The sequence below is a fragment of the Azospirillum sp. TSH20 genome (genome assembly GCF_003115935.1).
Classification (GTDB): domain Bacteria; phylum Pseudomonadota; class Alphaproteobacteria; order Azospirillales; family Azospirillaceae; genus Azospirillum.
This window is the reverse complement of the sequence record NZ_LGQU01000057.1, coordinates 1-22,180: the sequence shown is the minus strand read 5'-3', so window position 1 is coordinate 22,180 and position 22,180 is coordinate 1. Positions and strand designations below refer to the sequence as shown.

Annotated in this window: 25 protein-coding genes; 9 read left to right on the top strand and 16 right to left on the bottom strand. The window is 67.6% G+C overall.

The window, feature by feature from the left end:
* Nucleotides 1-140 precede the first annotated feature (140 nt).
* Both TSH20_RS16635 and TSH20_RS16630 read right to left on the bottom strand, forming a co-directional pair.
* Nucleotides 141-956, bottom strand: a complete 816-nt coding sequence (locus TSH20_RS16635) for an ABC transporter permease (RefSeq protein WP_109075777.1) — start codon at nt 954-956, stop codon at nt 141-143.
* Nucleotides 953-1,741, bottom strand: coding sequence for an ABC transporter ATP-binding protein (locus TSH20_RS16630; RefSeq protein WP_109075776.1), 789 nt, complete (start codon nt 1,739-1,741; stop codon nt 953-955). Before TSH20_RS16630 ends, TSH20_RS16635 begins: the two co-directional genes overlap by 4 nt.
* Nucleotides 1,742-1,914: 173 nt before the next feature.
* Here TSH20_RS16630 and TSH20_RS16625 point away from each other — a divergent pair, with 173 nt between their 5' ends.
* From TSH20_RS16625 to TSH20_RS16615, 3 genes are read left to right on the top strand one after another with little or no spacing between them, the layout of a single operon-like run.
* Nucleotides 1,915-3,033: an ATP-grasp domain-containing protein gene (locus TSH20_RS16625; protein WP_247871345.1), complete on the top strand. Its 1,119-nt coding sequence runs from the start codon at nt 1,915-1,917 to the stop codon at nt 3,031-3,033.
* Nucleotides 3,030-3,938, top strand: coding sequence for a RimK family alpha-L-glutamate ligase (locus TSH20_RS16620; protein WP_109075774.1), 909 nt, complete (start codon nt 3,030-3,032; stop codon nt 3,936-3,938). The genes TSH20_RS16625 and TSH20_RS16620 overlap by 4 nt, the downstream gene beginning before the upstream one ends.
* A complete protein-coding gene (locus tag TSH20_RS16615) occupies nt 3,935-4,771 on the top strand; it encodes a dihydrofolate reductase family protein (RefSeq protein ID WP_109075773.1) in 837 nt (278 codons plus the stop codon). Before TSH20_RS16620 ends, TSH20_RS16615 begins: the two co-directional genes overlap by 4 nt.
* A 73-nt stretch (nt 4,772-4,844) precedes the next feature.
* Here TSH20_RS16615 and pqqA read toward each other — a convergent pair whose 3' ends face one another.
* From pqqA to TSH20_RS16570, 9 genes are all read right to left on the bottom strand, one after another.
* Nucleotides 4,845-4,925, bottom strand: a complete 81-nt coding sequence (gene pqqA / locus TSH20_RS16610) for a pyrroloquinoline quinone precursor peptide PqqA (RefSeq protein ID WP_085083035.1) — start codon at nt 4,923-4,925, stop codon at nt 4,845-4,847.
* A gap of 514 nt (nt 4,926-5,439) precedes the next feature.
* The gene (gene fae, locus TSH20_RS16605) at nt 5,440-5,970 is read right to left on the bottom strand and encodes a formaldehyde-activating enzyme (protein WP_282183574.1); all 531 of its coding nucleotides are present in this window, start codon (nt 5,968-5,970) and stop codon (nt 5,440-5,442) included.
* A gap of 314 nt (nt 5,971-6,284) precedes the next feature.
* Complete coding sequence (locus TSH20_RS16600) at nt 6,285-6,668, bottom strand: hypothetical protein (protein ID WP_109075772.1); 384 nt, start codon at nt 6,666-6,668, stop codon at nt 6,285-6,287.
* Nucleotides 6,669-6,816: 148 nt separating this feature from the next.
* Entirely contained in the window at nt 6,817-7,791 is a 975-nt protein-coding gene (locus TSH20_RS16595; protein ID WP_109075771.1) for a PQQ-dependent catabolism-associated beta-propeller protein, read from the bottom strand.
* 13 nt (nt 7,792-7,804) lie between these two features.
* On the bottom strand, nt 7,805-9,022 hold the full coding sequence (locus TSH20_RS16590; RefSeq protein WP_109075770.1) for an ABC transporter substrate-binding protein: 1,218 nt from the start codon (nt 9,020-9,022) through the stop codon (nt 7,805-7,807).
* A 19-nt stretch (nt 9,023-9,041) separates the two neighbouring features.
* Nucleotides 9,042-9,797, bottom strand: coding sequence for a formylmethanofuran dehydrogenase subunit C (locus TSH20_RS16585; protein ID WP_109075769.1), 756 nt, complete (start codon nt 9,795-9,797; stop codon nt 9,042-9,044).
* Nucleotides 9,794-10,705, bottom strand: coding sequence for a formylmethanofuran--tetrahydromethanopterin N-formyltransferase (gene fhcD, locus TSH20_RS16580; RefSeq protein ID WP_199231985.1), 912 nt, complete (start codon nt 10,703-10,705; stop codon nt 9,794-9,796). Before fhcD ends, TSH20_RS16585 begins: the two co-directional genes overlap by 4 nt.
* Nucleotides 10,705-12,381 (bottom strand): formylmethanofuran dehydrogenase subunit A, encoded by a 1,677-nt coding sequence (locus TSH20_RS16575; protein WP_109075768.1) that lies wholly within the window; start codon nt 12,379-12,381, stop codon nt 10,705-10,707. The genes fhcD and TSH20_RS16575 overlap by 1 nt, the downstream gene beginning before the upstream one ends.
* Nucleotides 12,375-13,631 (bottom strand): formylmethanofuran dehydrogenase, encoded by a 1,257-nt coding sequence (locus tag TSH20_RS16570; protein WP_109075767.1) that lies wholly within the window; start codon nt 13,629-13,631, stop codon nt 12,375-12,377. The genes TSH20_RS16575 and TSH20_RS16570 overlap by 7 nt, the downstream gene beginning before the upstream one ends.
* Nucleotides 13,632-13,927: 296 nt before the next feature.
* On the opposite strand from TSH20_RS16570, the gene TSH20_RS16565 reads away from it, so the two are divergent.
* From TSH20_RS16565 to TSH20_RS16540, 6 genes are read left to right on the top strand one after another with little or no spacing between them, the layout of a single operon-like run.
* On the top strand, nt 13,928-14,944 hold the full coding sequence (locus TSH20_RS16565) for a beta-ribofuranosylaminobenzene 5'-phosphate synthase family protein (RefSeq protein WP_109075766.1): 1,017 nt from the start codon (nt 13,928-13,930) through the stop codon (nt 14,942-14,944).
* 59 nt (nt 14,945-15,003) lie between these two features.
* Nucleotides 15,004-15,909 carry an NAD(P)-dependent methylenetetrahydromethanopterin dehydrogenase gene (locus tag TSH20_RS16560; RefSeq protein ID WP_109075765.1) on the top strand — a complete coding sequence of 302 codons (906 nt, stop codon included), beginning with the start codon at nt 15,004-15,006 and terminating at the stop codon, nt 15,907-15,909.
* Nucleotides 15,909-16,883 carry a methenyltetrahydromethanopterin cyclohydrolase gene (gene mch / locus TSH20_RS16555; protein WP_109075764.1) on the top strand — a complete coding sequence of 325 codons (975 nt, stop codon included), beginning with the start codon at nt 15,909-15,911 and terminating at the stop codon, nt 16,881-16,883. Before TSH20_RS16560 ends, mch begins: the two co-directional genes overlap by 1 nt.
* Nucleotides 16,880-17,749: a triphosphoribosyl-dephospho-CoA synthase gene (locus tag TSH20_RS16550; protein ID WP_109075763.1), complete on the top strand. Its 870-nt coding sequence runs from the start codon at nt 16,880-16,882 to the stop codon at nt 17,747-17,749. The genes mch and TSH20_RS16550 overlap by 4 nt, the downstream gene beginning before the upstream one ends.
* Complete coding sequence (locus TSH20_RS16545) at nt 17,746-18,681, top strand: quinoprotein relay system zinc metallohydrolase 2 (RefSeq protein ID WP_247871344.1); 936 nt, start codon at nt 17,746-17,748, stop codon at nt 18,679-18,681. The genes TSH20_RS16550 and TSH20_RS16545 overlap by 4 nt, the downstream gene beginning before the upstream one ends.
* A 36-nt stretch (nt 18,682-18,717) precedes the next feature.
* Nucleotides 18,718-19,542, top strand: coding sequence for a quinoprotein dehydrogenase-associated SoxYZ-like carrier (locus tag TSH20_RS16540; RefSeq protein ID WP_109075762.1), 825 nt, complete (start codon nt 18,718-18,720; stop codon nt 19,540-19,542).
* A gap of 31 nt (nt 19,543-19,573) precedes the next feature.
* Here TSH20_RS16540 and TSH20_RS16535 read toward each other — a convergent pair whose 3' ends face one another.
* From TSH20_RS16535 to TSH20_RS16515, 5 genes are all read right to left on the bottom strand, one after another.
* Entirely contained in the window at nt 19,574-19,918 is a 345-nt protein-coding gene (locus tag TSH20_RS16535) for a hypothetical protein (protein ID WP_109075761.1), read from the bottom strand.
* 210 nt (nt 19,919-20,128) lie between these two features.
* Nucleotides 20,129-20,323: a hypothetical protein gene (locus tag TSH20_RS16530; protein ID WP_109075760.1), complete on the bottom strand. Its 195-nt coding sequence runs from the start codon at nt 20,321-20,323 to the stop codon at nt 20,129-20,131.
* 235 nt (nt 20,324-20,558) lie between these two features.
* Nucleotides 20,559-21,032, bottom strand: a complete 474-nt coding sequence (locus TSH20_RS16525; RefSeq protein ID WP_109075759.1) for a hypothetical protein — start codon at nt 21,030-21,032, stop codon at nt 20,559-20,561.
* A 25-nt stretch (nt 21,033-21,057) separates the two neighbouring features.
* On the bottom strand, nt 21,058-21,390 hold the full coding sequence (locus TSH20_RS16520) for a cytochrome C oxidase subunit IV family protein (RefSeq protein ID WP_109075758.1): 333 nt from the start codon (nt 21,388-21,390) through the stop codon (nt 21,058-21,060).
* On the bottom strand, nt 21,387-22,043 hold the full coding sequence (locus TSH20_RS16515) for a cytochrome c oxidase subunit 3 family protein (protein ID WP_109075757.1): 657 nt from the start codon (nt 22,041-22,043) through the stop codon (nt 21,387-21,389). The genes TSH20_RS16520 and TSH20_RS16515 overlap by 4 nt, the downstream gene beginning before the upstream one ends.
* Nucleotides 22,044-22,180: the final 137 nt, after the last annotated feature.

Below are 22,180 nucleotides of genomic sequence, written 5' to 3'. Positions count from 1 at the left end.
CAGTGTGCTTAAACAAAGATAGGCTGTGAAGATTATTTTCCGCTACCGTTCGAAAGTTTTTGGAAGAAGCGAAATAACGGAAGGGACGGCGCAGAAGCGTTACCCAATTGGTGGGAGCGGTAGAGCTTCAGCTCGCAGTATCAGGTCTGTTCGGCCGGTCCACCCCGCCGCGCCCAGAAGCCGCGCCCAGGATCGTAGGCCAGAACCGCCGCTCCCAGGAACAGCGCCAGACAGCCGGTCACCCACAGCAGCGCCGTCACGTCGACTCGGAGATACAGGCTGAAGCGGATCAGTTCGACCGCCTGGGTGAAGGGGTTCCAGGCGGCGATCTGGTACAGCGTCGGACTGCCCTCCTTGATGCGCCAGAGCGGATAGAGGGCGGAGGAGGCGAAGAACATCGGGAAGATCACGAAATTCATCACCCCGGCGAAATTCTCCAGCTGCTTGACGAAGGATGACAGCAGCAGGCCGAGCGCTCCCAGCATCAGCCCGCTGAGCAGCAGTGCCGGCAAGGCCGCGAGATAGCCCAGCGGCGGCGGCTCCACCCCCCACAGCCATGCGATGCCGAGAAAAACATAGACCTGCGCGATCGACACCGCCACGCCGGCCAGCAGCTTGGCGACCAGCAGGTACCAGCGCGGCAGCGGACTGACCAGCAGCGTCCGCATGCTCCCCATCTCGCGGTCGTAGACCATCGACAGGGAGTTCTGCATGCCGTTGAACAGCTGGATCATCGCGACCAGGCCGGGCACGACATATTCGTCGTAGAGGATGTAGGTCTCGTAGGGCGGGATGATCGACACGCCCAGCACGGCGCGGAAACCGACGGCGAAGATCGCCAGCCAGACCAGCGGCCGGACCAGTGCGGCGAAGAAGCGTTCGCGCTGGTGCAGGAAGCGCAGCCCCTCGCGCACGATGATGCTGCGCAGGCAGTACCAATAGGTGGCGGCGCTCATGTCCGGCGCTCCCCGGTCGTCAATGCGGCGAAGGCGATGGGCAGGGTGGCGGCTCCCGACCCGGCGCAGACCGCGCGCACGCTGCCGGAGGCGCGCAGCCGTCCCTGATGCAGAATGACGACGGAATCCTCGTCCCTCGCCTCGTCCAACAGGTGGGTGGCCCACAGCACCGCCAGCCCCTGCTCGCGACAGAGTGCGCGGACATGGCCAAGGATTTGACGGCGCGATTCGGTGTCCAGACCGACCGTCGGCTCGTCGAGCAGCAGCAGGTTCGGCCGGTGTATCAGGGCGCGGGCGATCTCCACCCGCCGCCGCTGGCCGCCGGACAATGCCCGGACCTTGTCGTCGGCGCGCTCCGCCAGTCCGATGCGGGCCAACTCCTCCCGCGCACGGGCTTCGCAGTCAGATGGCGCCATTCCATGCAGGCCGCCATGGTAGCGCAGGTTCTGACGGACGGTCAGGTCGAGGTCGAGCGTCGGCTGCTGGAACACCACGCCGATCCGCTCCAGTGCGCGGGTCGGCTGGCGCCGCAGGTCGAATCCGAAGATGCGGATGGCGCCGGTGCGGTTGGAATAGAGCCGGGTGATCAGGGAGAACAGCGTGGTCTTTCCCGCCCCATTCAGACCGAGCAGCATGGTGAAGCCACCCGGCTGCACGGCGAAGGACACGTGGTCCAGCGCCACCCGCTTGCCGAAGCTGTGGCTCAGCTCCTCCACGGCCAAGGCGGGAGGGCCGTGGATCGCGGGAATCGATGGAGGGTCCGCAGGCATCACGGCTTCGTACATCCAGTCTTCCCCCAGGCGGGTACCCTGCTCCGGACCCAAGCAGCGATCCCTTGGCGGCATCGGGCGGGCGGCACGGGCCGTTGTTCGGAAGGGTCATTGCAAAGATGGCTGCTGCGCATGATTGTTGGGATTGCAAATGAATGTTCAAGATGCTTTCGCAGGGGGAGCGGAGCTTGACCGCGACGGCAGTCCCGGAATTCGTGGTGGTGGCGTTGTCGGCGCGGGCACTGGTGGCAAGCGCCTGCCGCGGTGGGCGGAGCGTCGCTGCCCTGGACCTGTTCGCCGATACCGATACAGCCGCCATGGCCGATCCTTGCCGGACCCTGCCGTCACGGCAGCTGCGCATTCCCGTTGCGGCATTGCGGCGGGCGCTGGCCGCGCCGGATTTGTCCCGGCTGCCGCTGGTCTATGGCGCCGGGTTCGAGGATCGGCCCGAACTGCTGACGGCACTGGCGCGCAGCCGGCCGGTGATCGGCAATCGGGCGGAAACGGTGGCGCGGCTGAAGGACCCGTTCGCCTTCGCAGACCTGCTTGCCGGCCTCGGCATTCCGCATCCGGAGGTCGCCACGGCGCCGCCGGCCGATGCCGGGGGCTGGCTGATGAAGCGTGCGGGCGCCAGCGGTGGCGCTCACATCCGGCCGGCCTCCTCGCGATTGACGGCCGGCCATTATGCTCAGCGCCGCAGCGCCGGGCGTCCGGTGTCCCTGCTGTTCCTGGCCGATGGCCGCCGTGTGCTGCCAATCGGATTCAGCCGGCAATGGGTGGCGCCGGCTCCCGGCCAACCCTACCGCTATGGCGGGGCGGTCGGCCCCATGCCGGCTTCCGGCGGGACCGCCGCGGCGATGATCGATGCGGTGTCGCGGATCGCCGCCGCGGTGGGGCTGGTCGGGCTCAACAGCGCCGATTTCCTGGCGGGACCGGCCGGCTGGTGCCTGCTGGAGATCAATCCGCGGCCGGGTGCGACGCTCGACCTGTTCGACCGGCCGCCGATGCCCAGCCTGTTCAGCCTGCATCTGGCCGCCTGCGCTGGGACGTTGCCTTCGGGGTTGCCGCCGCTCACCGGCTGCCGCGCCGCCCTCGTGGTCTACAGCGCCGCGCCGATCCTGCTTCAGGATGGCTTGTGCTGGCCGGATTGGACCGCCGACCGTCCGCGCACGCCCGCGCGCATTCCTGCGGGCTCTCCGCTTTGTACCGTGATTGCAGATGGACCCGATATGAAGGAAGCCCGCCGCCTTGCCGGCCGGCGTGCGCGTGAGCTGTATTTGCACCATGCTTTGGCGGAGGCAGCATGACCGATGTGGTCGCTTTGTTCACCGACGGGGCCGACTGGCATGCGGCGCGGCTGGAGCGGGCGATCACACGCCGGGGAGTCGAATGCCGGCGCGTGCCGCTGAACGGCTGTGGCTTCGCCGTCGGACGGACCGAGACGGGGCTTCTGCTGCCGGGGTTCGGCGATACGCTGCCGTCCGGTGCCTTCGTGCGCGTGGTCGGGCAGGGCAGCTTCGAACAGGTGACCCTGCGGCTGGGGGTGCTCCATGCGCTGGATCGTCTGGGGGTGCCGGTCTACAATACGGCGCGCGCCATCGAGCGCTGTGTGGACAAGAGCACCACCAGCTTCCTGCTGGCCCATGCCGGCCTACCGACGCCACCGTCCGTGGCCGTCCAGTCCGCCGAACTGGCCCGCGCCGCGGTGGCCGACTCGCCGGATTGCGTGTTGAAGCCGCTGTTCGGCGCCCAAGGGCGCGGTCTGCGCCGCCTGTCGCGGCCGGACGAGGTGCCGGAGCCCGAAGCCGTCGCCGGCGTCTATTACCTGCAGCCCTTCGTGCCGCCGCGCCGGGAGGGCGAATGGCGCGACTGCCGGGTTTTCGTGGTGGGCGGCGTTGCGGTGGCGGCGATGATCCGCCATGGCCGCAGCTGGATCACGAATGTCCATCAGGGTGCAAGCTGCGAGGCGTTGATCCCCGAAGGTGCCGTCGCCGATCTGGCGGTGCGGGCCGCTGCAGCGGTCGGCGCGGACTATGCCGGCGTCGATCTCATTCCCGCTCCCGGCGACGAAAACCGCTGGCTGGTGCTGGAAGTCAACTCGATGCCCGCTTGGCAGGGATTGCAGTCGGTCAGCAAAATCGACATCGCCGATGCGCTTGCCGCGGATTTCCTTCGCCGGGTCGATGCCGCCGTGCCGGGAGGGCCGCGATGACCGCACGCATGCTCCGCCTCTTTCCCGGCGCACCGGAGGAAATCGCGCTTCCCGGCGCCTATCTCGCCCACCGTCTGCATGAGCGGGGGAGTGCCGATGCTCCCTTCGTCTATGCCAGCTTCGTCGGCAGTCTGGACGGACGCATCGCGTTGCATGATCCCGTCACCGGGGAGAGTCGGCTGCCGGCCGGGCTGGTCAGCGGCAACGACTTCCGGCTGTTCCTCGAACTTCAGGCACAGGCGGATTGTCTCGTCACCCATGGCGGCTATCTGCGCGACCTCGCGGCCGGGCGGCTGGACGATGTTCTGCAGGTCGGTGTGCAGGAGGCGACGCGGGAGCTTGCGCAGTGGCGCGGGGACAACGGCCTGCCGCCGCAGCCGGCCGTGGTCGTCGCCAGTGCCAGCCTGGAGTTCCCGATGCCGGGCTCGCTGGCGCGCCATGGTCAGCGCGTAATCATCGCCACCGGTGCCGGGGCGCCGCCCGACCGGGTCGCCAACTGGCGCGCCGCCGGTTACGAGGTGCTGGTTGCTGGAGCGGGAATGTCGGTGGACGGTGGGCCATTGGTCCGCGAACTGGGCAGCATGGGCTTCCGCAGCCTCTATCTGCTGACGGGACCGCGGATGCTCGACACCATGTTGCGGGACGGCAGGCTTTCGCGGCTGTATCTCACCATCGCGCATCGCCTGCTCGGTGGAGAGAGTTTTCACAGCATGCTGTCAGGCCCGGAGTTGGGCGATGCCGGCCGGCTGCGGCTCTGCGCGTTGCATTATGATGCGAGCGCACCTGACGGCACCGGGCAGTTCTTCGCCCATTTCGAGCCGCGGCCGGCCTGAGTGGAACATCATGAGTGAAAAGCGTGGACGGATGTTTGAGGGAAGGGTCACCCTTGCCAATTGGATGCGCCGGTTACAAACCGGCGCAGGCGTAGGCGTTGATCTCGGTCCCGACCGAAATCTCGACAATCGTCGGCTTGCGCCAAGTCTTCATGTCCGCTTCCTCCGCTGAAATGGGCGATCAGGCAGGATTGCCGGGTGGAGCCCACTAGGAAATTGTACCCGTGCCGCCATGGAGCGACCATAACCCCAACGGATAGTGCTGTGAGAATTATGGCTAGTTCTTTGCGCGGCGCAAAATGGTCGTTGCGCGGTTCCTTCATTGGAACTGGAATAATTCTATGAAATAGCCGCTGATCTGGCACGATGTTGAAAGAGTTGTCGAGTTTGTAAAATCCCGTGGGGTTCGGCCTGGACCGCTTGACGTGAGATCCGCCAGCTATGGCGATCGCAAAAATGTCCAGTGAACTGAAGGTATTCCGTCCTTTCCTGCCGATCGGCAGGGCGCGGCATGAATCCGTCAGCCGGAGTCCACCCTATCTCTCGGACCGAGGGCGATTGGCTGACATCGCTCGACCGTGGCCGGACAATGCGGCCGACTCTGCAACAGCACCGGATGGCGGCGACCGCATCACGGCCGCCGCCATCCGGTTGGGCGCTATCGGCCTTTAGCCGGCGGCGAACGGATGCTTTGCCGAATCCTTCTGGTTCAGCAGATCCTTGAGGGTCGGGAATCCCGACACCGCGCGTTCGATCGCTTCCTTGGTGGCGCGGTAATTGTAATCCTGGATCTTGGCGTTGTCCTTGGCCTCCCAATGGATGAAGACGCCGACGCAGATGAAGATGTTGTCGATCTCGTCCTGCGGGATGGTTCCTGCGGCGACGCAGTCGGCGACCGCTTTGGCGACGCCGTGCTGGGCCGGGCCGAACATCTGCACCGCCTGCTCCGCGCCCTTGATCGTCACCTTGTTGAACAGGATGGTCGAGGGCTTGCATTGCAGATTGGGGGCGATGACCGCCAGAAGGCTGGTGAAGCCGTCCTTGTTGTTGGTCAGCGCATTGCAGAAGGCGGTCTCCGCGGCACTGCCGCGCGGCCCCATGATCAGGTCGATATGCGCGACCTCATTGCCGTCGCCGACCAGCGATTCGCCCACCAGCACACGATTGATTTTCGGGGATGACCCCTGCCACATGCCCATCGCCGCTTTCTCCCATGCATTTTGAAATCATTGGAGGACCGCCGCAGGTCATGCGGGGCACGCCGGCCACACGGATCCAGCATGACTGTTCACTGGATACCTGCGGGCACGGCGTCGGTCACGGCAGCCATTATGGCATCTTGTTTGTTTTGCTAACAAACTCTCAAAAGAGGTTCGGAGTAACTTGAAATCGCAGCCGCCGCCTTCCCGCTTCCCTGGTCCTGACCGGGATGGCACGGCCTTTCGGACAGTGCTACCCCATCTTCGGTGGCAGCGGCCGCGATCACGTCACGAAGCCGGGCGAGAGGTGCCGGCTATTGCTCGTCCTTCTTGTCATCCGATTGGCCCGAGCCGCCTTGGGTGACCGGATGCCCGCCGATCGTCCCCTGACGCTCCTTCAGCAGGGAATCGTCTGGCAGCTTTCCGGTCGGCGAGGTGGTGCCTTCGGTCGAGGAGCCGGAACTGCCCTGCGACACCGGCGCACCACCGATGGCGCCCTGGCGTTTGCCGGGCAGGGAGTCGGGCGGCAGCTGTCCGCTGGTCCCGGCCGGAGCGTTCTGGGTTGTGGTGCCAGTGGTGGTGCCAGTGGAATTGTCGTTCGAGTTGCTGCCGGTCTGGGCCGAAGCGGGCATTGCGGCAATGGCGAGGCCGGCAGCCAACGCAAGGCCGGTCAGGGGCAGGGTCGTGAAGTGCTTCATCGCATGTCTCCGGGAATGGACGGTTCCGGCACGGCGGATCAGGACCCGTCGGTCCCTGCCGCGCGCCGCGTCGGGCCGTCGGCCAAGGTCGCCGACGCACCCGGCCATCCCCCATCAACCGGGCGTTCGGGTTCCGGGTTCCGTCAGCTCACGGCTTGACAACGATGCCCCAGGGCGCGCCGCCGACCGGAATGCTCTTGATCACCTTGTTGCGCTCCAGGTCGATCACCGACAGGTCGTTGCTGATGCCGTTGGTGGTGTAGAGCCGCTTCTCGTCGGGGGAGAAGGCGAGGTTCCAGACACGCTGCCCGACCAGGAAATAGCGTTTCACCTCGAAGCTGCCGGTGTCGATCTCGGCGATCCGGTTGGCCGGTCCCAGCGCCACGAAGGCGCGCTTGCCGTCCTTGGTCATCTGGATGCCCACCGCCTGGATGGCTTCGCGCCGGACGCCGGTGACCTCGAACTTGATCTTCTTGATCACCTTGAGCGCCGCCGGATCGATCACGCTGACCGTGCCGCCGATCTCGCTCGACACCCAAACCTGTTTGCCGTCGTCGGTGAAACGGGCGACGCGCGGCCGGCTGTCCACCAGCACATTGCCGATGACGTTGTGTTTCTCCGTGTCGATGAAGTGCGCCATGTTGGTGGTTTCGGAGGTGTTGACCAGGATCTTGCCGTCCGGGCTGATCCCCATTCCCTCCGGCTCGACGCCGACCTGGATGTTGCCGATGGCCTTCCGGTCGGCGACGTCGATGACCGTCACCATGTTGTCGTTCTCGTTGGCGACATAGAGCTTCTTGCCGTCCGGAGACAGCACGAACAGCTCCGGATCCGGCCCGGAGGGCAGGGTGTGGACGACCTTGCCGCTGGCGATGTCCACCACGTCGATGCGATTGTCGTCGCCGACACAGACAAAGAGCTGCGTCCCATCGGCGCTCAGCGTGATGCCACGTGGTCGGCGGCCGACCTTGATCTTGTTCTTGATTTGCAGGCTGTCGCCGTCGACCACGGCGATCTGGTTGTCCTTCTCGTTGGACACGAAGATGGTTTCGGCGAACACGGGCTCGGCCAACATGACCGGACCGGCGAGAAGAAGCAGGGTGTAGGACAGCAGGAATCGCATGGAGTGGCCCGCCCTATCGGTTGAGACGGCATTTGCTTTCCGGCGCATCGTCGCCGAGCGTATCGAGAGGTGTCACGGGGTGCAGAAATCCCTCCTGTGGTGACACCGAAACCAGCATCCGCGGCCCGGCGATCAGGATGGGCTGGCGCATCTGCCCGTTCCAGGCGCGGAAGGAGAGGGCCTCGCCCTTGAAGCCGGCCAGTTCGAAATCGGGGCTGTGCAGATAGGCGGTCAGGTCGTCGAAGCTGGTGGCGTTGGTGCGGGCGGCGGCCTCCCCGATGCTGCGCACGGCGAGCCAGGCGGCATAGTCACGTGGCGTCATCCAGCGGCCGGCCAGCTTTTCGAAGCGGTTTTGCAACTGGGTGGCGCCCCACTGCTCGTTCACCCGCGACCAAGCGGTGGCGGTCAGCCCCTGGGTGCCGGCGACCGGGCGCGGATACCAGGTGCGGCCGTCGAGATAGTCGCCGAAATCGCCCGCCTCGTCGGCGACGATCAGCACGTCATAGTCCGGCCCCTGGGTCGCGAGCGGGATGTCCGACTGGATGGTGGTGACGCCCGTGTCGGTGCGCCGGTTTCCGGTGTCGAAGGTCCAGGATTTCTCGTCGGTGATCCGGCCGCCGAAGCGCTTGGCCGCGCGGCGGACGGCCTCGGCATAGAGCGCATCGCCGGGATCGCGGCCGGTCAGCAGGCTCCACCGCGTCCATTTCTTCCAGGCGAGATATTGCGCCAGCGCGTCGGCCAGCATGCGCCGGCTGGGGGCGGTGTGCAGGATGTTGGCCCGGCACTGGTCGTTGCGCAGCGCGTCGTCGGTGGCGCGCGCGTTGAACAACAGCATGGACTTCGCTTCCGGCCGGTCGGCGGCGGCGAGCAGCGCGTCAGCCGGCAGGTCGGCAACGACGAACCGCACCCCCTCGTCGGCCAGCGCCTTCACCCCGGCGGAGATGTCGCCATCCTGCGGCAGCACCTGTTCCACCAGCCGGTAGCTCTGATTGAGGAACTGGCCCGTTGTGTTGTTGTCGGCCAGCGCCAGCCGTGCGCCCTGAAGCCCCTCGTCGGTGGCGACCGGCTCCAGGAAGCTCAGCGGCGTGCGCGGGTCCTCCTGGCGGGCGAGATAGCCGATCAGCATCACCTTCGTGCCGGCGTCCTGCCGACCGGTCCCCTGGGCCATGGCCGGCGATGCAAGGGCCAGCAAGCCGATGGCCGGCAGAACCACAGCCGCAAGGCGGCACATCGATAAGCGGGATCGTCGTTCAGGCCATCGCCAGAATTTCACCATGCCCTCCTTCCGCAAGGTCGCCGATGAACCGATGGGCGCGGGTGGTTCCCGCACGCTCGAACCAGCTTCCGGTCCCCTCCAATCCACGCCGCAGCAGATGCAGGAACAGCCAGTCACGCGTACCGCCATCGGCGAAGCCATCGGGCACCGCATCCTGCCGCCGACCCAGCAGCAGCGTGCCGCGCCGCATGCCGAAGCCCGGATGCGGGCCGCATCCCCCTCCGGCTGCCAGCGTTCCGGCCACCATGAAGCCGGCGGCATAGGCGCCGACCGTGCCGTCGACGACGACGATCCCCCGCCGCATCCGCTCGGCCGTGCGGTCCCCGGCGCTGCCGCCGACGCTGATCAGCCCGCCCCGCATCCCAAGCGGCAGGCCGGGCAGGGCACCGCCCAGCGCGTCGCCGGCATTGCCCGTAATGCGCAGCAGGCCGCCGCTCATCCCGGCGCCGGCGTGGCTTCCGACATCGCCCTCGACAAGGATGCGGCCGGACGCCATGCCGGCACCGACCCGGTGCAGAACGGCCTCCCCCGGCCGGATCAGCATCGCTTCGGCCGCATCGCCGGCCGAAAGCTCGAACATTTCGCCGACCGTCGTCACCCCGCCGCCGCGAGGCAGCGGCAGTCCGGCGATGTCTTCCGCCGTCTGGCCGGCGAGCCTTTCAGGCAGCAGGGCGGACATGTCCACAATCGTCCCGGCATCGCCGCGGAAGGTCAGGGTCAGGCCGCTCATGCCATCACCTCGTGGAGGTGGAAGTGGTGCGGCCCGAGTTTTCCGCCATAATTGCCTGCGGTGATCGCCAGGACGCCGGCCGCCGTGCCGCCGGCTGCGGCGGCTGCGATGCCGGCCCGCATGCCGGCGCGGATCGCCGCCTCGTCTGTGCCGTCCAGCACCAGTTCCAGCACGGCCTCGACGTCCGGGGAGAGCAGGGTTTCAGGTTCGACTGCCCGCAGGGTCGGGCAGAAGCGCGTGTTGGTGGAGGCGATCAGCGCCTTGTATTTCGATCCGACCTTGGAGCCTGAGCGCACCACGCCGCCGGGGAAGGGCAGGATGACGCCCGGCAGCGACCGGATCGCCGCGACCGCCGCCTCCGCCGCGGCGAGGCACTGGCGGTGGCTGGCGGCCAGAATCAGGAAGTTGCCGCCGCCGATCCCCTTGGCCACGGCGACGCTGTCTTCGCAGACGAACTCTCCGTCCATCACCGGCAGGCGCCAGAAGCGGCGGTCGCCGAACTTCTTGGAAATCTGGTGCCCGTCGCCGAAGTAGCGCAGTCCATTGCCGAGCGGGATGCGCTTGGTCCCCTGGAGAAGTCCGGCATAGCAGGCCGACCCCGGCGAGGTCATGACGCATTGCCCGACGCGGTTGACGACAAGCTTGGCGAGGTCACCGGTGGACATGCCGAAGATCATCACCGCGGCCCCCGGCCGGCTGTCCGGCGTCTCCTCCGGCGTCAGCAGGCGTTCCACCGCCGCCTCGCAGCCGCAGCCGATGACGGAGGTGGCGAAGCCGGTCAGGCTGGAGGTTGCCGCATCGACCCAGGCGGGCGTGTCGGCGGTGATGACCAGCCGTGTGTAGGTCATCGGAAACGCCTCGGCGAAGGTGTCCTCGATGCGTACGCCGTTGATCTGCATCTCCGCCATCACGGCACCTCCCGCCGCCGGCAGGGGTGAAGCTGCGGACCGGCTCCGTGGCGGATTTCCGCGTCCTGGATGCGGAAATGCTTGATCGGCAGGCCGATGCGCTCGTCGAAATAGCGGGCGATGCGGCGCTCGATCAAATCGTCGAAGCCGGGACGGACGACATGGGTGCAGCCCTGCGCCATCGCCACCAGCGCCCCGTCCCGAACCACCAGCCGGCCGCTCTTGAAGACCAGATCGGGGCGCTCGAACATGGCGCGGCGGTCGGGCAGATCGCTGTAGACCGTAACGTCGGCCGACGCGCCCGGCGCCAGATGGCCGCGGTCGGCGAGCCCCAGGATGCGGGCCGGCGCGGCGCGGGTCATGATGGCGATCTCGGGGAGCGTGTATTCGCGCGTGATGGAGCCCAGCGTGGTGTGGGCTGGCGCGTCGGGATGGATCTCCGCCAGCTTCGCCAGACGGTAATCGCGGTCCATCAACAGCCGGATCAGCTCCGGATAGAAGGTGAAGGGTGCGCCGTTGGGATGGTCGGTGGTCAGGAACACCCGCCAGGGATCGTCGAGCAGCAGGAACAGCTCCAGCCCGATCGCCCATTGCAGCGCGTTGACATAGGAATTATCGCGATAGCGGAAGGGCACCACGCCGCATCCCGCCTCGCATTCGATGTCCATCGCCAGCCATTTGCGGGGATGGGCAAGCGGGGCGGTGTGGCGCTGCGCCATGGTATCGGCCGACGCGGTTACCGTTTGGCCGAACATCACCTGCCCGATGTCCACCGACAGCGTCGGCGTCCGGTTCACCGCCTCCGCCAGCGCCGCGGCGCCGGAAGAAAACTTGCGGTCGCCCGCCGTGTCGTAGCTGTGGAACTGGATGTGCGTCATGTGCATGGGCAGGCCCGACGCCGCCTGGATGGTGTCGAGTGTCGTCGCCACGTTGCCGGGAATGCCCAGGTTGCAGCCATGGACATGCAGCGGGTGGGGCAGCCCCAATTCGTACACGGCGCGGGCCAGCACGGTCAGGACGGTGCGCGGCGTGACGCCGTAGTGCGGCCCGGCCTCGTCGAGGTCGAGCTTGCGGGCGTTGAACTTGAAGGCGTTGATGCCGCCGGGATTGACGACCTTGACGGCAAGGCTCTGTGTCGCCGTCAGCATCCAGGCGACATAATCGTTGACCGCCGCCTGCCCGGCGTTGGTGGCGATCAGGTCCAGCAGGAAATCGTCGTTTCCCAGCACCAGATAGCCGCCGGTGTCGATATAGGGGATGTCGCTCATCTCCAGATGCGCGTGCCGGGCGTTGGACCCCAGCATCGCCGGCTCGAAGGCGGCGGTGAATCCCATCTCGATATAGCGGGCGCCGGTGGTGTGGGTGGAGGGGGTGGCGATGCCGCTTCCGCCTCCAATCCTGTCACAGCCGCAGGCGCTGCCGGCGAAGCGGTGCCGGTCGTGCTCCTCGCCCATCAGCATGCGGGCGAGGTTGACCTTGCCGCCGGCGATATGGCTGTGGATGTCGATGGCGCCCGCCATCACCACCTTGCCGGTCACGTCATACACCACGTCGGGCGTGGCACCCGGCCCCGGATCGGCGGTGACGCGGTCGTCGCGCAGCCAGAGGTCGGCGACCTCGCCGTGCCGGCCATTGGCCGGGTCGAACAGCCGTCCGCCGGCAAGCTTCGTCAGCATCCGGCGGTCTCCTTGACTGTGGCGGTCTGGTTGAGCGCCGCCAGGATGCGGCCGATCACCCCGGCAACGCTGGGCAGGCCACGGTCGATCAGCATTCCGGCATGCAGCGCCACCACGCTGTCGGCGCGGAACACGTCGCCCGCATGGTCGATGCCCGGCGTCCCCACCGGGATGAACAGAGCCGGTTCGGGAGTCATGGCCATTTCCGGCGGCGCCAGCATGATGACGGCGCCGTTGGTACTGAATTCCGGCATCTCCGGGCGGAAGGCGGAAATCCACAGCGTCACGTCGGCATCCTGCAGGCGGCGGCGCCAGTCGAACCGTTCCGGATCGTGCGTCGGCACGCCGCCGTCGAAGCCGGTGCGCAAGGGAAAGCCGGTGCGCCAGCCGGAGGCCTGATTGGCGCCGATCACGTTGTCGGCCCCCGACAGCGGAAGCCCGGCGCAGCGGGTGGTGCCGTCCACGGTACGGATCAGCCGGACCAACCCTTCCACGACCATGTCCGGCTGCGGCCCCTGGAACAGACCCGCCGCCCAGACCACCACCGCATAGCGGGCAGCGCGCAGCCGGGCCGCCAGTCCGGTCATCGGGTCGCCAGTCGCCGCCCTGCCGGCCAGAGCCGTCCGCAGCCCGGCGACCAGCGTGGCGAGATCCGCGGCCCCCGGATCGACCGTTTCGATTTGCCCGCCCAGGAGTTGCGCTGTCTCCGGCATGGGCTCCCCACCCAGGAAAACGACGCTCCGCGCTCCATCGGGCATGAAGGCCGGTTCCGGAACCACCCAGCGCTCCCACAGGCGCGGAAAGGCGGCGGCCGGGTCCGGGCCGACGACGAGGACGAGGTCGCTGCGGTTGCGCAACTCGGCCAACGTGGTGGTCGACCAGCCGAAGCGGCGCAGGACCGCCAGATTGCGGAACAGCGCGTCGGACCGCTCATGGTCCACCGTCGCCCCGATGCGTTCGGCCAGAGTCAGGGCGGAAAGCACGCCATCCACATCGGTCGCCAGCCCGGCGATCAGCGGTGCGCGGCTGGCGCCCAGCAGCCGGGCTGCCTCGGCAACGGCATCGTCGATGGAAACGGCGGCTCCGGCCATGCGGGCGTCCGTCGGCACCGTTGCGGATCGGCGGAACAGCCGGTCGGCTTGCGGACAGCCGCTGGGCCGGGGAGCGATGCCAGAATCGTCCTGGTCGATTCCGATGTCACCGCAGCCGAGGCCGCAGAACGGACAGAGAATGTCGGGGTGGAAGGTCATGGCCCCCAATTCGGCTGAGCGGAAAGTCGCTTTTGCAGAAAAACGCAGTCAATCCGAGTAGTTCGAAAAGAGTGACGGTCTTCGCCAGGGGGCGCTCAAGCACAAGGCCCGGAATAGAGTCGACAATATTCGGCCATGGTCGATCATCGGCAGGCAGAGCGGTCCGGTCATGCCCGTTTTCCTCCCTGTGTTTCCGTGCCCCGTTTGGGTTACCGCGCGTGGATACTCGTTCGCGCTACGGACAATTTTGTTCGTAACGCTAACATTGTGCGGTGACCCGCGCAAAGGGAATGCAGATGAGCCACCAGCGCAATCGGATAGGAGAGGTGTGGGTCCGTGCGCCTGCACGCCTGCATGCCGGCTTCGTCGATCTCAATGGCGGGTTGGGGCGCCGCTTCGGCAGTCTCGGCATCGCCATCGACCGGCCGGCCATCGTCCTGCGCGCCCGCCCGGCCGACAGGCTGACGGTCAGCGGGCCATCGGCCGACCGCGTCCGCCGCAGCATCGAACGGCTGGGCCGGGAAGCAGGCCTGCCGGATGCCGTCGACGTGATGGTGGAGGAGGCGATTCCGCCCCATGTCGGCTTGGGCTCCGGCACTCAAACGGATCTCGCGGTCGCTACGGCGCTCACCTGCCTGGAGGGGCGGGGCACCGCCGCCCGCGATCTGGCCCGCGCCTTGGAGCGGGGGGCACGCTCCGGCATCGGGCTGGCTGCCTTCGAGCAGGGCGGGGTGCTGCTGGACGGTGGCCGGGGCGGGCTGGACGCCGCACCGCCGGTGATCGCGCGGGCGCCCTTCCCCGACGATTGGCGCATCCTGCTGCTGCTCCATCGCGGCGGCCACGGGCTGCACGGCGCACCGGAAGTCGAAGCCTTCCGCCGGCTGCCGCCCTTTCCGCCCGACGCCGCGGCCCATCTTTGCCGGCTGATGCTGATGGTCGCGCTGCCGGCGCTGGCCGAACGCGATGTGGATCGGTTCGGACAGGCCATCGGCGAGCTTCAGCGCACGGTCGGCGACCATTTCGCCCCGGCCCAGGGTGGGCGCTTCACCAGCCCCTTGGTGGCCGAGGCGTTGGCATGGCTGGAGGCGCAGGGGATCGCCGGGGTCGGGCAAAGCTCGTGGGGGCCGACCTGCTTCGCCATCGTCGGCGATGCGGCACTGGCGGAAAGGCTTGCCAGCGAGATGCGCGTGCGTTGGGCCGGTTCGCCGCTGGAGGTGATGGTCTGCCGCGGGCGGAATGTCGGCGCGACGGTGCGGAACCTGTCGGCCGATGCGGAACCGGCGCCCCCGATCCGGCGCGCCGCGGGCGAATGAGCGCGCTGTTGAACAATTGGCCGACAATTGGCCGGTGAACGACTGAAATGGAGGCAGGCATGGGCGCCCCTTACGTGCTGCACATGATCACGCCGCTGGCGAATGTCAGCCCGTTCGACGTCAACATGGCGGTGGATGCCGGCATCGACACGGTGGTCCCCTATACCGGCATCGAGACCGCCCAGGTCGAGGCGCTGACCCAGGACGCCATGTTCTCCCGCGATCCGAAGAACGCGGTGCGCACCGGCCTTTTCATCGGCGGGCGCGACGCGGCGATGGCGCTGGACATGCTTGACGTCGCGCGCAAGGCGATGTTCCCGCCCTTCCAAATCTCGGTCTTCGCCGATCCGTCCGGCGCCTTCACCACCGCCGCCGCCATGGTCGCCGTGGTCGAACGCGCCCTGCGGCGGTCGGGGGTGGATGGCCTCACCGGGCTCGACGTCCAGGTCTATGGCGCCACCGGCGTGGTCGGTGGCATCGCCGGGCTGATCGCCGCGCAGGCCGGCGGTAATGTCACCCTGGTCAGCCACCGCGGCGTTTCGGCCGTGCAGGGCAAGGCGGAGGAGTTCGGCCGGCGCTATGGCGTCACGCTGTCCTGCGCCGACACGTCCACGGGCGGCAAGGCGGCGCTGATGGACCGGGCGGAGGTCGTGCTGGCCTGCGGCAAGGCCGGGGTTACGGTGCTGACGGCAGACGATCTGCGCTCCGCCAAGCGCCTGCGCGTGGCGGCCGACATCAACGCCGTACCGCCGGCCGGCGTGGAGGGTGTCGGCGTGCAGGATGATGGCACACCCTTGCCTGGCCATTCCGGCGCCGTCGGCATCGGCGCGCTTGCCATCGGCAACGTCAAGTTCAAGGTCCAGCACCATCTGCTGGAGCGGATGCAGACCGGCGGCACCGCCGTCGCCTTCGATTTCCAGGACGCGATGGACGCGGCGCGGACCATTGCGGGAAAGGCCAAGTGATGCAGCAGCGCCCCAGCCTGTCGGCCCTGTCCGGCCCGCTCGCCGCGGCCTTGGTCGCCGATGCGGTACAATTGCGGCTTGGCATTGACAGGGTGGCCGGCGCCACCATCGTCGATGGCGGGATCGCCTGTCCCGGCGGTCTGGAAACCGGTCGGCGCATCGCGGAGCTGTGCATGGGTGGCCTCGGCCGGGTGACGCTTCAGGCCGACACCCAGTCCGACCGCTGGCCATTCCAGGTGGCAGTACACAGCACCGACCCGGTGCTCGCCTGCCTGGGCAGCCAATATGCCGGCTGGAGCCTGTCGCACAAGGACGAGGGCGGCTCCTTCTTCGCGCTCGGCTCCGGTCCCGGCCGCGCGCTGTCCCGCAAGGAGACGCTGTTCGACGAGCTTGGCTATGGCGACAGCGGCGACCATGCCGTACTGGTGCTCGAAAGCGGAACCGTCCCGCCGGCAGCGCTGGTCGAGCGGATCGCGGCCGACTGCGGGGTGGCGCCGGAGCGGCTGACGCTGGTGCTGACGCCGACGGCAAGCCTCGCCGGTACGGTGCAGATCGTCGCCCGCGTGCTGGAGGTGGCGCTGCACAAGGTGCACGCGCTGGGCTTCCCGCTGGAGCATGTCGCCGACGGCATCGGCGTGGCCCCCCTGCCGCCGCCCGGCAAGGGCTTCGTCGAGGCGATGGGGCGGACCAACGACGCCATCCTGTTCGGCGGCACCGTCCAGCTTTTCGTCACCGGACCGGAGGATGCCGCCGCCGATCTGGCGCGGCGCTTGCCCAGCACGGAGTCCCGCGACTACGGGCGTCCCTTCGCCGAAGTGTTCGCGGCGGTGAACAAGGATTTCTACGCCATCGATCCCCTGCTGTTCGCACCGGCCCGCGTGGTGGTGACTGCGCTCGACAGTGGGCGCAGCTTCCATGGCGGGCGCCTTGCGCCGGACATGCTCGACCGCTCCTTCAGCGGGACAGGGGGATGAGCGCCGCGGTGGCAGAGCTGTTCATGGCCGTCTGCCGGACGGAGGTGATGGCGTTGAAGCCCGGCAATGTCCATGTGCACGCCGCCGGCCATGGCATGACGGTGGAGGACTTCCTGCGGTCGGCGGAGGCCGCCGCGCCGGAGATCGCACGGGCGCATGCTCCGGTTGGCGAACGCATCCTGCGGGCGGTGCAGGCGACCCGCGCGGTGGTGGGCTGCAACACCAACCTTGGCATCCTGCTGCTGTGCGCCCCGCTGGCCTACGCCGCCGAGATGCCGGCCGTGCGCCCTCTGCGGGATCGGGTGGGCGATGTGCTGGGAACGCTGACGGTGGAGGATGCCGAAGCTGCGTTCGCGGCGATCCGCCTTGCTTCGCCCGGCGGGCTGGGCCAAGCGCCGGAGCATGACGTCGCCGGCCCGGCGACGGTGGACCTGCGCGAGGCGATGGCAGCCGCCCGGTCGCGCGACCGCATCGCCGCCCAATATGCCGACGGCTACCGCGACGTTTTCGACATCGGGGTCGCCTGCGCCCGGTCGCTGGCGAACAGGTCGGCGGCGGACGCCGATGCGGTGTCGCTGGCCGAAGCCGTTTACCTGGAATTCCTGACCTCCTTCCCCGACAGCCACATCCTGCGCAAGCATGGGGAGGTGATTGCCGCGGCCGTGCTGACCGAAGCCCGCGATGTGCGCAGGCAGGTGGCGGAGGCATCGTCGGCAGCCCTACGGCGCGAGCATCTGTTCGTTTTCGATGCGCGACTGAAATGGCAGGGCATCAACCCCGGCACCTCCGCCGACCTCACCGTCGCCAGCCTCTTCGCCTATTGGCTGGAGAAGCGGGAAGACGCCCACACAGGAACACGGGCATGACCGCTGGTCTCGACATCGGCCGTCGCCAGACGCTGGCCGCCGCGCTGTGCCTCATGGTGGCAACCGCGTCCGCATCGGCGGAGCCGTTGGCGGTGACGGAAGTGGCGCCCGGCGTCTTCGTCCACCAGGGCGTCATCGCCGAACCGGCGCCGGACAACCACGGCGATACCGCCAACATGGGCTTCATCGTCGGCGACAGCGGGGTGGCGGTCATCGACACCGGCGGCACGCCGGAACTGGGGCGGCGCCTGCGCGAGGCCATCGCCGCCCGCACCGACAGAAAGCCGGTGGTCGTCATCAACACCCACATGCACCCCGACCATGTCTTCGGCAACGCCGCCTTCTCCGACGTGCCGATCACTGGCCATGCCAATCTCCGGGATGCGCTGGCTGCCCGGCAGGAGGTCTATCGGCAGCGTCTGGCCGACGAGTTGGGGGAGGATGCGGCTGCCGGCATCGTCCCGGTCCGCGTCGACCGGCCGGTTTCCGAGGAGGTGCGGATCGACCTTGGCAACCGCATCATCGTGATGACCGCCTATCCCACGGCGCACACCAACAATGACCTGACGGTCTTCGACCGCAAGACGGGTACCCTGTTCGCCGGTGACCTGCTGTTCGTCGATCATCTTCCGGCGGTGGACGGCAATGCGCTTGGCTGGCTGCGGGTGATCGACAGTCTGGAGCGGGTGCCGGCGGTGCGTGCCGTTCCCGGCCATGGTCCTGCGGTCGTCGATTGGCCGGGCGCGCTGGACGCCGAACGGCGTTACCTGACGGTGCTGGTGGAAGGGGTGCGGCGGGTGCTGAAGGCCGGCGGCAGCATCCAGGATGCCGTTGCAAGCGTGGCGGAGGACGAACGGGACCGCTGGCTGTTGTTCGATGCATACAACCCGCGCAACGTCACGGCGACCTTCGTCGAGCTGGAATGGGAATAGGAGCGGACGCCACGGGACAAATCCAGGGAGGGAGCGATGACGCGATATCCGCTATCGGGGCCACTGATGGGGCTTTTGGTCGTCCTGTCCACGCCTGTGCTCGCCGCTGGGGATGCGGCTGACGACTCGGCGCGCTGGGACGTGCTGCACGACATGTACTTCAAGGACCGCCCGATCGAGGAGGCTGGCGACCGCATCCGCATCGACGCGCCGGCCCGCGCCTATGACGCTGCGCTGGTTCCGGTGCGGGTCGAGGTCGAATCGTCGCTTCGCCTGAAGACGCTGTCGCTGCTGGTCGACAAGAACCCGGTGCCGCTGGCCGCCACCTTCCGTTTCGGCCCGGCCAGTGCCGGCGGCGGCATCGAGACCCGTGTGCGCGTCAACGAATACACCAATGTCCGTGCAGTGGGGGAGACCCAGGACGGCCGGCTGCTGATGACCGAAGCCTACGTCAAGGCGGCCGGCGGCTGTTCCGCCCCCGCCGTCAAGGACCCGCAGGAGGCGATGGCGCGCCTCGGCCGCATCAAGGTGAAACTGCCGGAGACGTTGACTCCCGGCAGCCCGGCGACGGCCCAGGTCATGATCAGCCATCCCAACAGCAGCGGTCTGCAGTTCGATCAGGTCAGCCGTACCTATATCCCGGCCCATTATGTCCAATCCATCGCCATCCGGGTCGGCGGGCAGACGGTGCTGGAGGCGGACACCGACATCTCCATCAGCGAAGACCCGAACCTCCGCTTCAGTTTCGTTCCGGTGGAGGGCGGCAGCCTGGAGGTGGTCGCCCACGACACCAAGGGTGCCACCTTCACCCGTACCGTTCCCCTGACGGCCGGAAGCCGCAAGGATGAGCCGGCGCTTTAGCCGCCGGCCGCGATCCTTTCGGAAGCACTGGTCAGAAGCACTGGCGGTCGGCGGCGACCTGGGCCTGGCGGAAGCGGTCCATCAGGTCCTTGGCCCAGCCCGCGCTGCGGAAGATTCCGGCGCGCTCGCCCGGTTGGTCGGCCATCACCTTCACCGTCTCGATGGCCGTGTAGTCGTCATAGCTGATGCGGTCGGCGATGGCGTCGATGCTGCAGGCGCATTTCTCCATGACGATGTGCGACTGGCCGTTGGACGCCATGCAGGCGATGACATAATCGGCCCGCGCCGCCGTTGGATAGTCGTTCGCCGGGCTGGCGGCGGCAGAACCCGCCGACAGCAGGGCCGCCGCGAGGACAAACGCGATGCGAACAGACATGGCCGGAATTCCCCCATCTTACCCATGGGCGCGTGCCGGGGAGGACGGTCCCATGGTTCAGCAATGATTGCTCTATATAACAATCACGGATGCGGATGGAATTGGGCCACTCAAAAGGGGTGGGTGTCTTTCGGGGTGGCCGCGCGGCATCATGCCCGGGCGCATTGCGGACGCACCGAAAACCACCCTCCCCTTGCCGGCTCACCCGTATCAGATCTGGCGCTGTCCGCATTTCCAGCGGCGGACTGTGTATTTCGGGTGCTGTTCCGCCCATTCGGCGGCCCGGAACATACCGTTGCGCGAACAGGCCATCACATTGACGAACGGTTCCTGGAATGCGGGGCGTTCGACAGTGCAGCGGTCGGGATCGGAAACGAGGCAGACCACGAGGAACAACTCGATCATGACATCTCCAGCCGTCATGGATGTTGGGGCGACCTCGGTTGGGCGCCTTGATTCGGCGGCGGCCGTCCAGGTTCATGCACGGGGAATTATGTTGCACTGCACACAAATCCAGCGCCGGAGTCAAGGCGCATGGTTTATGGAAAACCAACTTTGTGTGAACACCCGGGACTGCAGATCGTCGCGGTGGGGAGGGTCTGCGGCAGCTTGCGCATTGCGGGCAGGGGCATGTCGCCCTTCATCCCTGCATCGCCTTGGCCAGGAATCTGTCGATCATCCCGGCGACGGTCTCACTGTCGAGATCGTCCAGCCGGCAGGTCAGCACGTCTGTCGTCTTCACCGGCGTCAGGAAATTCTCGGACACCGAGGTCGTGCCGTCCTCTCCGACATGGAAGGTCATATAGGCGCGCGGGGCATCCATCCCGGTGTCGAGCGAGGTGAAATGGACGATGGCGCGCGGCATCTCGTGGACGAGGTCGATGTCCTCCTGGAACCACACCGTGCCGACCTCGCGGACGATCGGCTGCCGGGAGTCGGTAATAGGCCGGATGATGCGGTCGTGCAGGTCGCGGATGTCCTTCAGCATCGTTACCTTGCGGCCGTCGCGGGCGCCTTCGCCGAAATGTTCGATGGCCTCGCGCCGTGCGGCGTCCAGCATGTGGCGGGTGCGGACCACGGCATCGACCAGCCGGCTGGTGGCGTCTGAATGCATCGCGTCTGCCTCCTCCTTTGCCGGATCAGCGGTTGCCCGGCTGGTGTTCGCGTCCCGTGGGCGCCGGCAGGTCGCCCGCATGCTCCACCTTGCGGGTCAGATAGTCGGTCGCCGACAGCGCGAACAGGACCGCCAGCCAGAACAGGCCCGCCGCCGCCGCGGCACGGGTCAGCGCCGGTGCGCGGAACAGCTTCATGAAGAGCGCCAGCACCAGAAGCGCCTTCGCCACCGAGATGCCGAGCGCCACGACGACGTTCATCGGCCCCGGCATCGGCACATAGGAAAGGGCGAGCGTCGCCGCCAGCAGCGCCAGCAGCGCCGCCCAGGTCAACAGCAGCGGGAGGGGAGGTGCCTTCATGGTCCGCTCCGTCCGACCAGATAGATCAGCGGGTAGAGGAAGATCCAGACGATGTCGACGAAGTGCCAGTACAGCCCCGTCACCTCCACCGGCGTGTAGTAGCGGGGTGAGAAGGCGCCGCGCCGCGCCCGCACCGCCATCACCGCGATCAGCCCGATGCCGATGGTGACGTGGATGCCGTGGATGCCCGTCAGCAGGAAATAGAGGAAATAGAACAGCTCGATCGTCTGGGCATGCACGCTGTCCTCATGGAAATTCAGCCCCGGCACCAGATGCTCGGTCCACTCCTCGTGGTATTCGTAGCCTTTCAGCCCGAGGAACAGCAGCCCCAGCAGCGCGGTGACCGCCAGCAGCCGGGTCAGAGCCTTGCGCCGGCCATGCTCCGCCGCATGGACGGCCCAGGCCATGGTGAGGCTGCTGGTCAGCAGCACCAGCGTGTTGACGGAGCCGATGACGATCTTGGTGTGGCGCCCGGCCTCCGCCACGCCTTCCGGGTAGGTGGTGCGCAGCCATGTGTAGGCCAGCAGCATCCCGCCGAAGAACAGAATCTCCGTCGCCAGGAACACCCACATGCCGAAGGTTGCGGTCTCCGCCTGCTGTTCCGCCGTCGCGTATTGCGGTTCGGGCTGTGGGATGACGGGTGCGTCAGACATCCTGCGGCTCCGGTTCCGGCCGGTACTGGTAGGGCGGTCGGGTGACTGTGGGCGTCTTATCGAAATTGTGGGCGGGCGGGGGGGAGGAGGTCTGCCACTCCAGCCCGGTCGCCGCCCACGGGTTGGATCCTGCCCGC

What these genes read in the sequence shown, in the direction of transcription:
- TSH20_RS16635 (WP_109075777.1), bottom strand. Translation starts at nt 956, where the DNA reads ATGAGCGCCGCCACCTATTGGTACTGCCTGCGCAGCATCATCGTGCGC.
- TSH20_RS16535 (WP_109075761.1), bottom strand. Translation starts at nt 19,918, where the DNA reads ATGTCTGTTCGCATCGCGTTTGTCCTCGCGGCGGCCCTGCTGTCGGCG.
- TSH20_RS16515 (WP_109075757.1), bottom strand. Translation starts at nt 22,043, where the DNA reads ATGTCTGACGCACCCGTCATCCCACAGCCCGAACCGCAATACGCGACG.
- fhcD (WP_199231985.1), bottom strand. Translation starts at nt 10,705, where the DNA reads ATGGCGGAGATGCAGATCAACGGCGTACGCATCGAGGACACCTTCGCC.
- TSH20_RS16570 (WP_109075767.1), bottom strand. Translation starts at nt 13,631, where the DNA reads ATGACCTTCCACCCCGACATTCTCTGTCCGTTCTGCGGCCTCGGCTGC.
- fae (WP_282183574.1), bottom strand. Translation starts at nt 5,970, where the DNA reads ATGGGCATGTGGCAGGGGTCATCCCCGAAAATCAATCGTGTGCTGGTG.
- TSH20_RS16575 (WP_109075768.1), bottom strand. Translation starts at nt 12,381, where the DNA reads ATGCTGACGAAGCTTGCCGGCGGACGGCTGTTCGACCCGGCCAATGGC.
- TSH20_RS16560 (WP_109075765.1), top strand. Translation starts at nt 15,004, where the DNA reads ATGGGCGCCCCTTACGTGCTGCACATGATCACGCCGCTGGCGAATGTC.
- TSH20_RS16600 (WP_109075772.1), bottom strand. Translation starts at nt 6,668, where the DNA reads ATGAAGCACTTCACGACCCTGCCCCTGACCGGCCTTGCGTTGGCTGCC.
- pqqA (WP_085083035.1), bottom strand. Translation starts at nt 4,925, where the DNA reads ATGAAGACTTGGCGCAAGCCGACGATTGTCGAGATTTCGGTCGGGACC.
- TSH20_RS16590 (WP_109075770.1), bottom strand. Translation starts at nt 9,022, where the DNA reads ATGTGCCGCCTTGCGGCTGTGGTTCTGCCGGCCATCGGCTTGCTGGCC.
- TSH20_RS16540 (WP_109075762.1), top strand. Translation starts at nt 18,718, where the DNA reads ATGACGCGATATCCGCTATCGGGGCCACTGATGGGGCTTTTGGTCGTC.
- TSH20_RS16620 (WP_109075774.1), top strand. Translation starts at nt 3,030, where the DNA reads ATGACCGATGTGGTCGCTTTGTTCACCGACGGGGCCGACTGGCATGCG.
- TSH20_RS16615 (WP_109075773.1), top strand. Translation starts at nt 3,935, where the DNA reads ATGACCGCACGCATGCTCCGCCTCTTTCCCGGCGCACCGGAGGAAATC.
- TSH20_RS16525 (WP_109075759.1), bottom strand. Translation starts at nt 21,032, where the DNA reads ATGCATTCAGACGCCACCAGCCGGCTGGTCGATGCCGTGGTCCGCACC.
- TSH20_RS16585 (WP_109075769.1), bottom strand. Translation starts at nt 9,797, where the DNA reads ATGAGCGGCCTGACCCTGACCTTCCGCGGCGATGCCGGGACGATTGTG.
- mch (WP_109075764.1), top strand. Translation starts at nt 15,909, where the DNA reads ATGCAGCAGCGCCCCAGCCTGTCGGCCCTGTCCGGCCCGCTCGCCGCG.
- TSH20_RS16595 (WP_109075771.1), bottom strand. Translation starts at nt 7,791, where the DNA reads ATGCGATTCCTGCTGTCCTACACCCTGCTTCTTCTCGCCGGTCCGGTC.
- TSH20_RS16565 (WP_109075766.1), top strand. Translation starts at nt 13,928, where the DNA reads ATGAGCCACCAGCGCAATCGGATAGGAGAGGTGTGGGTCCGTGCGCCT.
- TSH20_RS16630 (WP_109075776.1), bottom strand. Translation starts at nt 1,741, where the DNA reads ATGTACGAAGCCGTGATGCCTGCGGACCCTCCATCGATTCCCGCGATC.
- TSH20_RS16550 (WP_109075763.1), top strand. Translation starts at nt 16,880, where the DNA reads ATGAGCGCCGCGGTGGCAGAGCTGTTCATGGCCGTCTGCCGGACGGAG.
- TSH20_RS16530 (WP_109075760.1), bottom strand. Translation starts at nt 20,323, where the DNA reads ATGATCGAGTTGTTCCTCGTGGTCTGCCTCGTTTCCGATCCCGACCGC.
- TSH20_RS16520 (WP_109075758.1), bottom strand. Translation starts at nt 21,390, where the DNA reads ATGAAGGCACCTCCCCTCCCGCTGCTGTTGACCTGGGCGGCGCTGCTG.
- TSH20_RS16545 (WP_247871344.1), top strand. Translation starts at nt 17,746, where the DNA reads ATGACCGCTGGTCTCGACATCGGCCGTCGCCAGACGCTGGCCGCCGCG.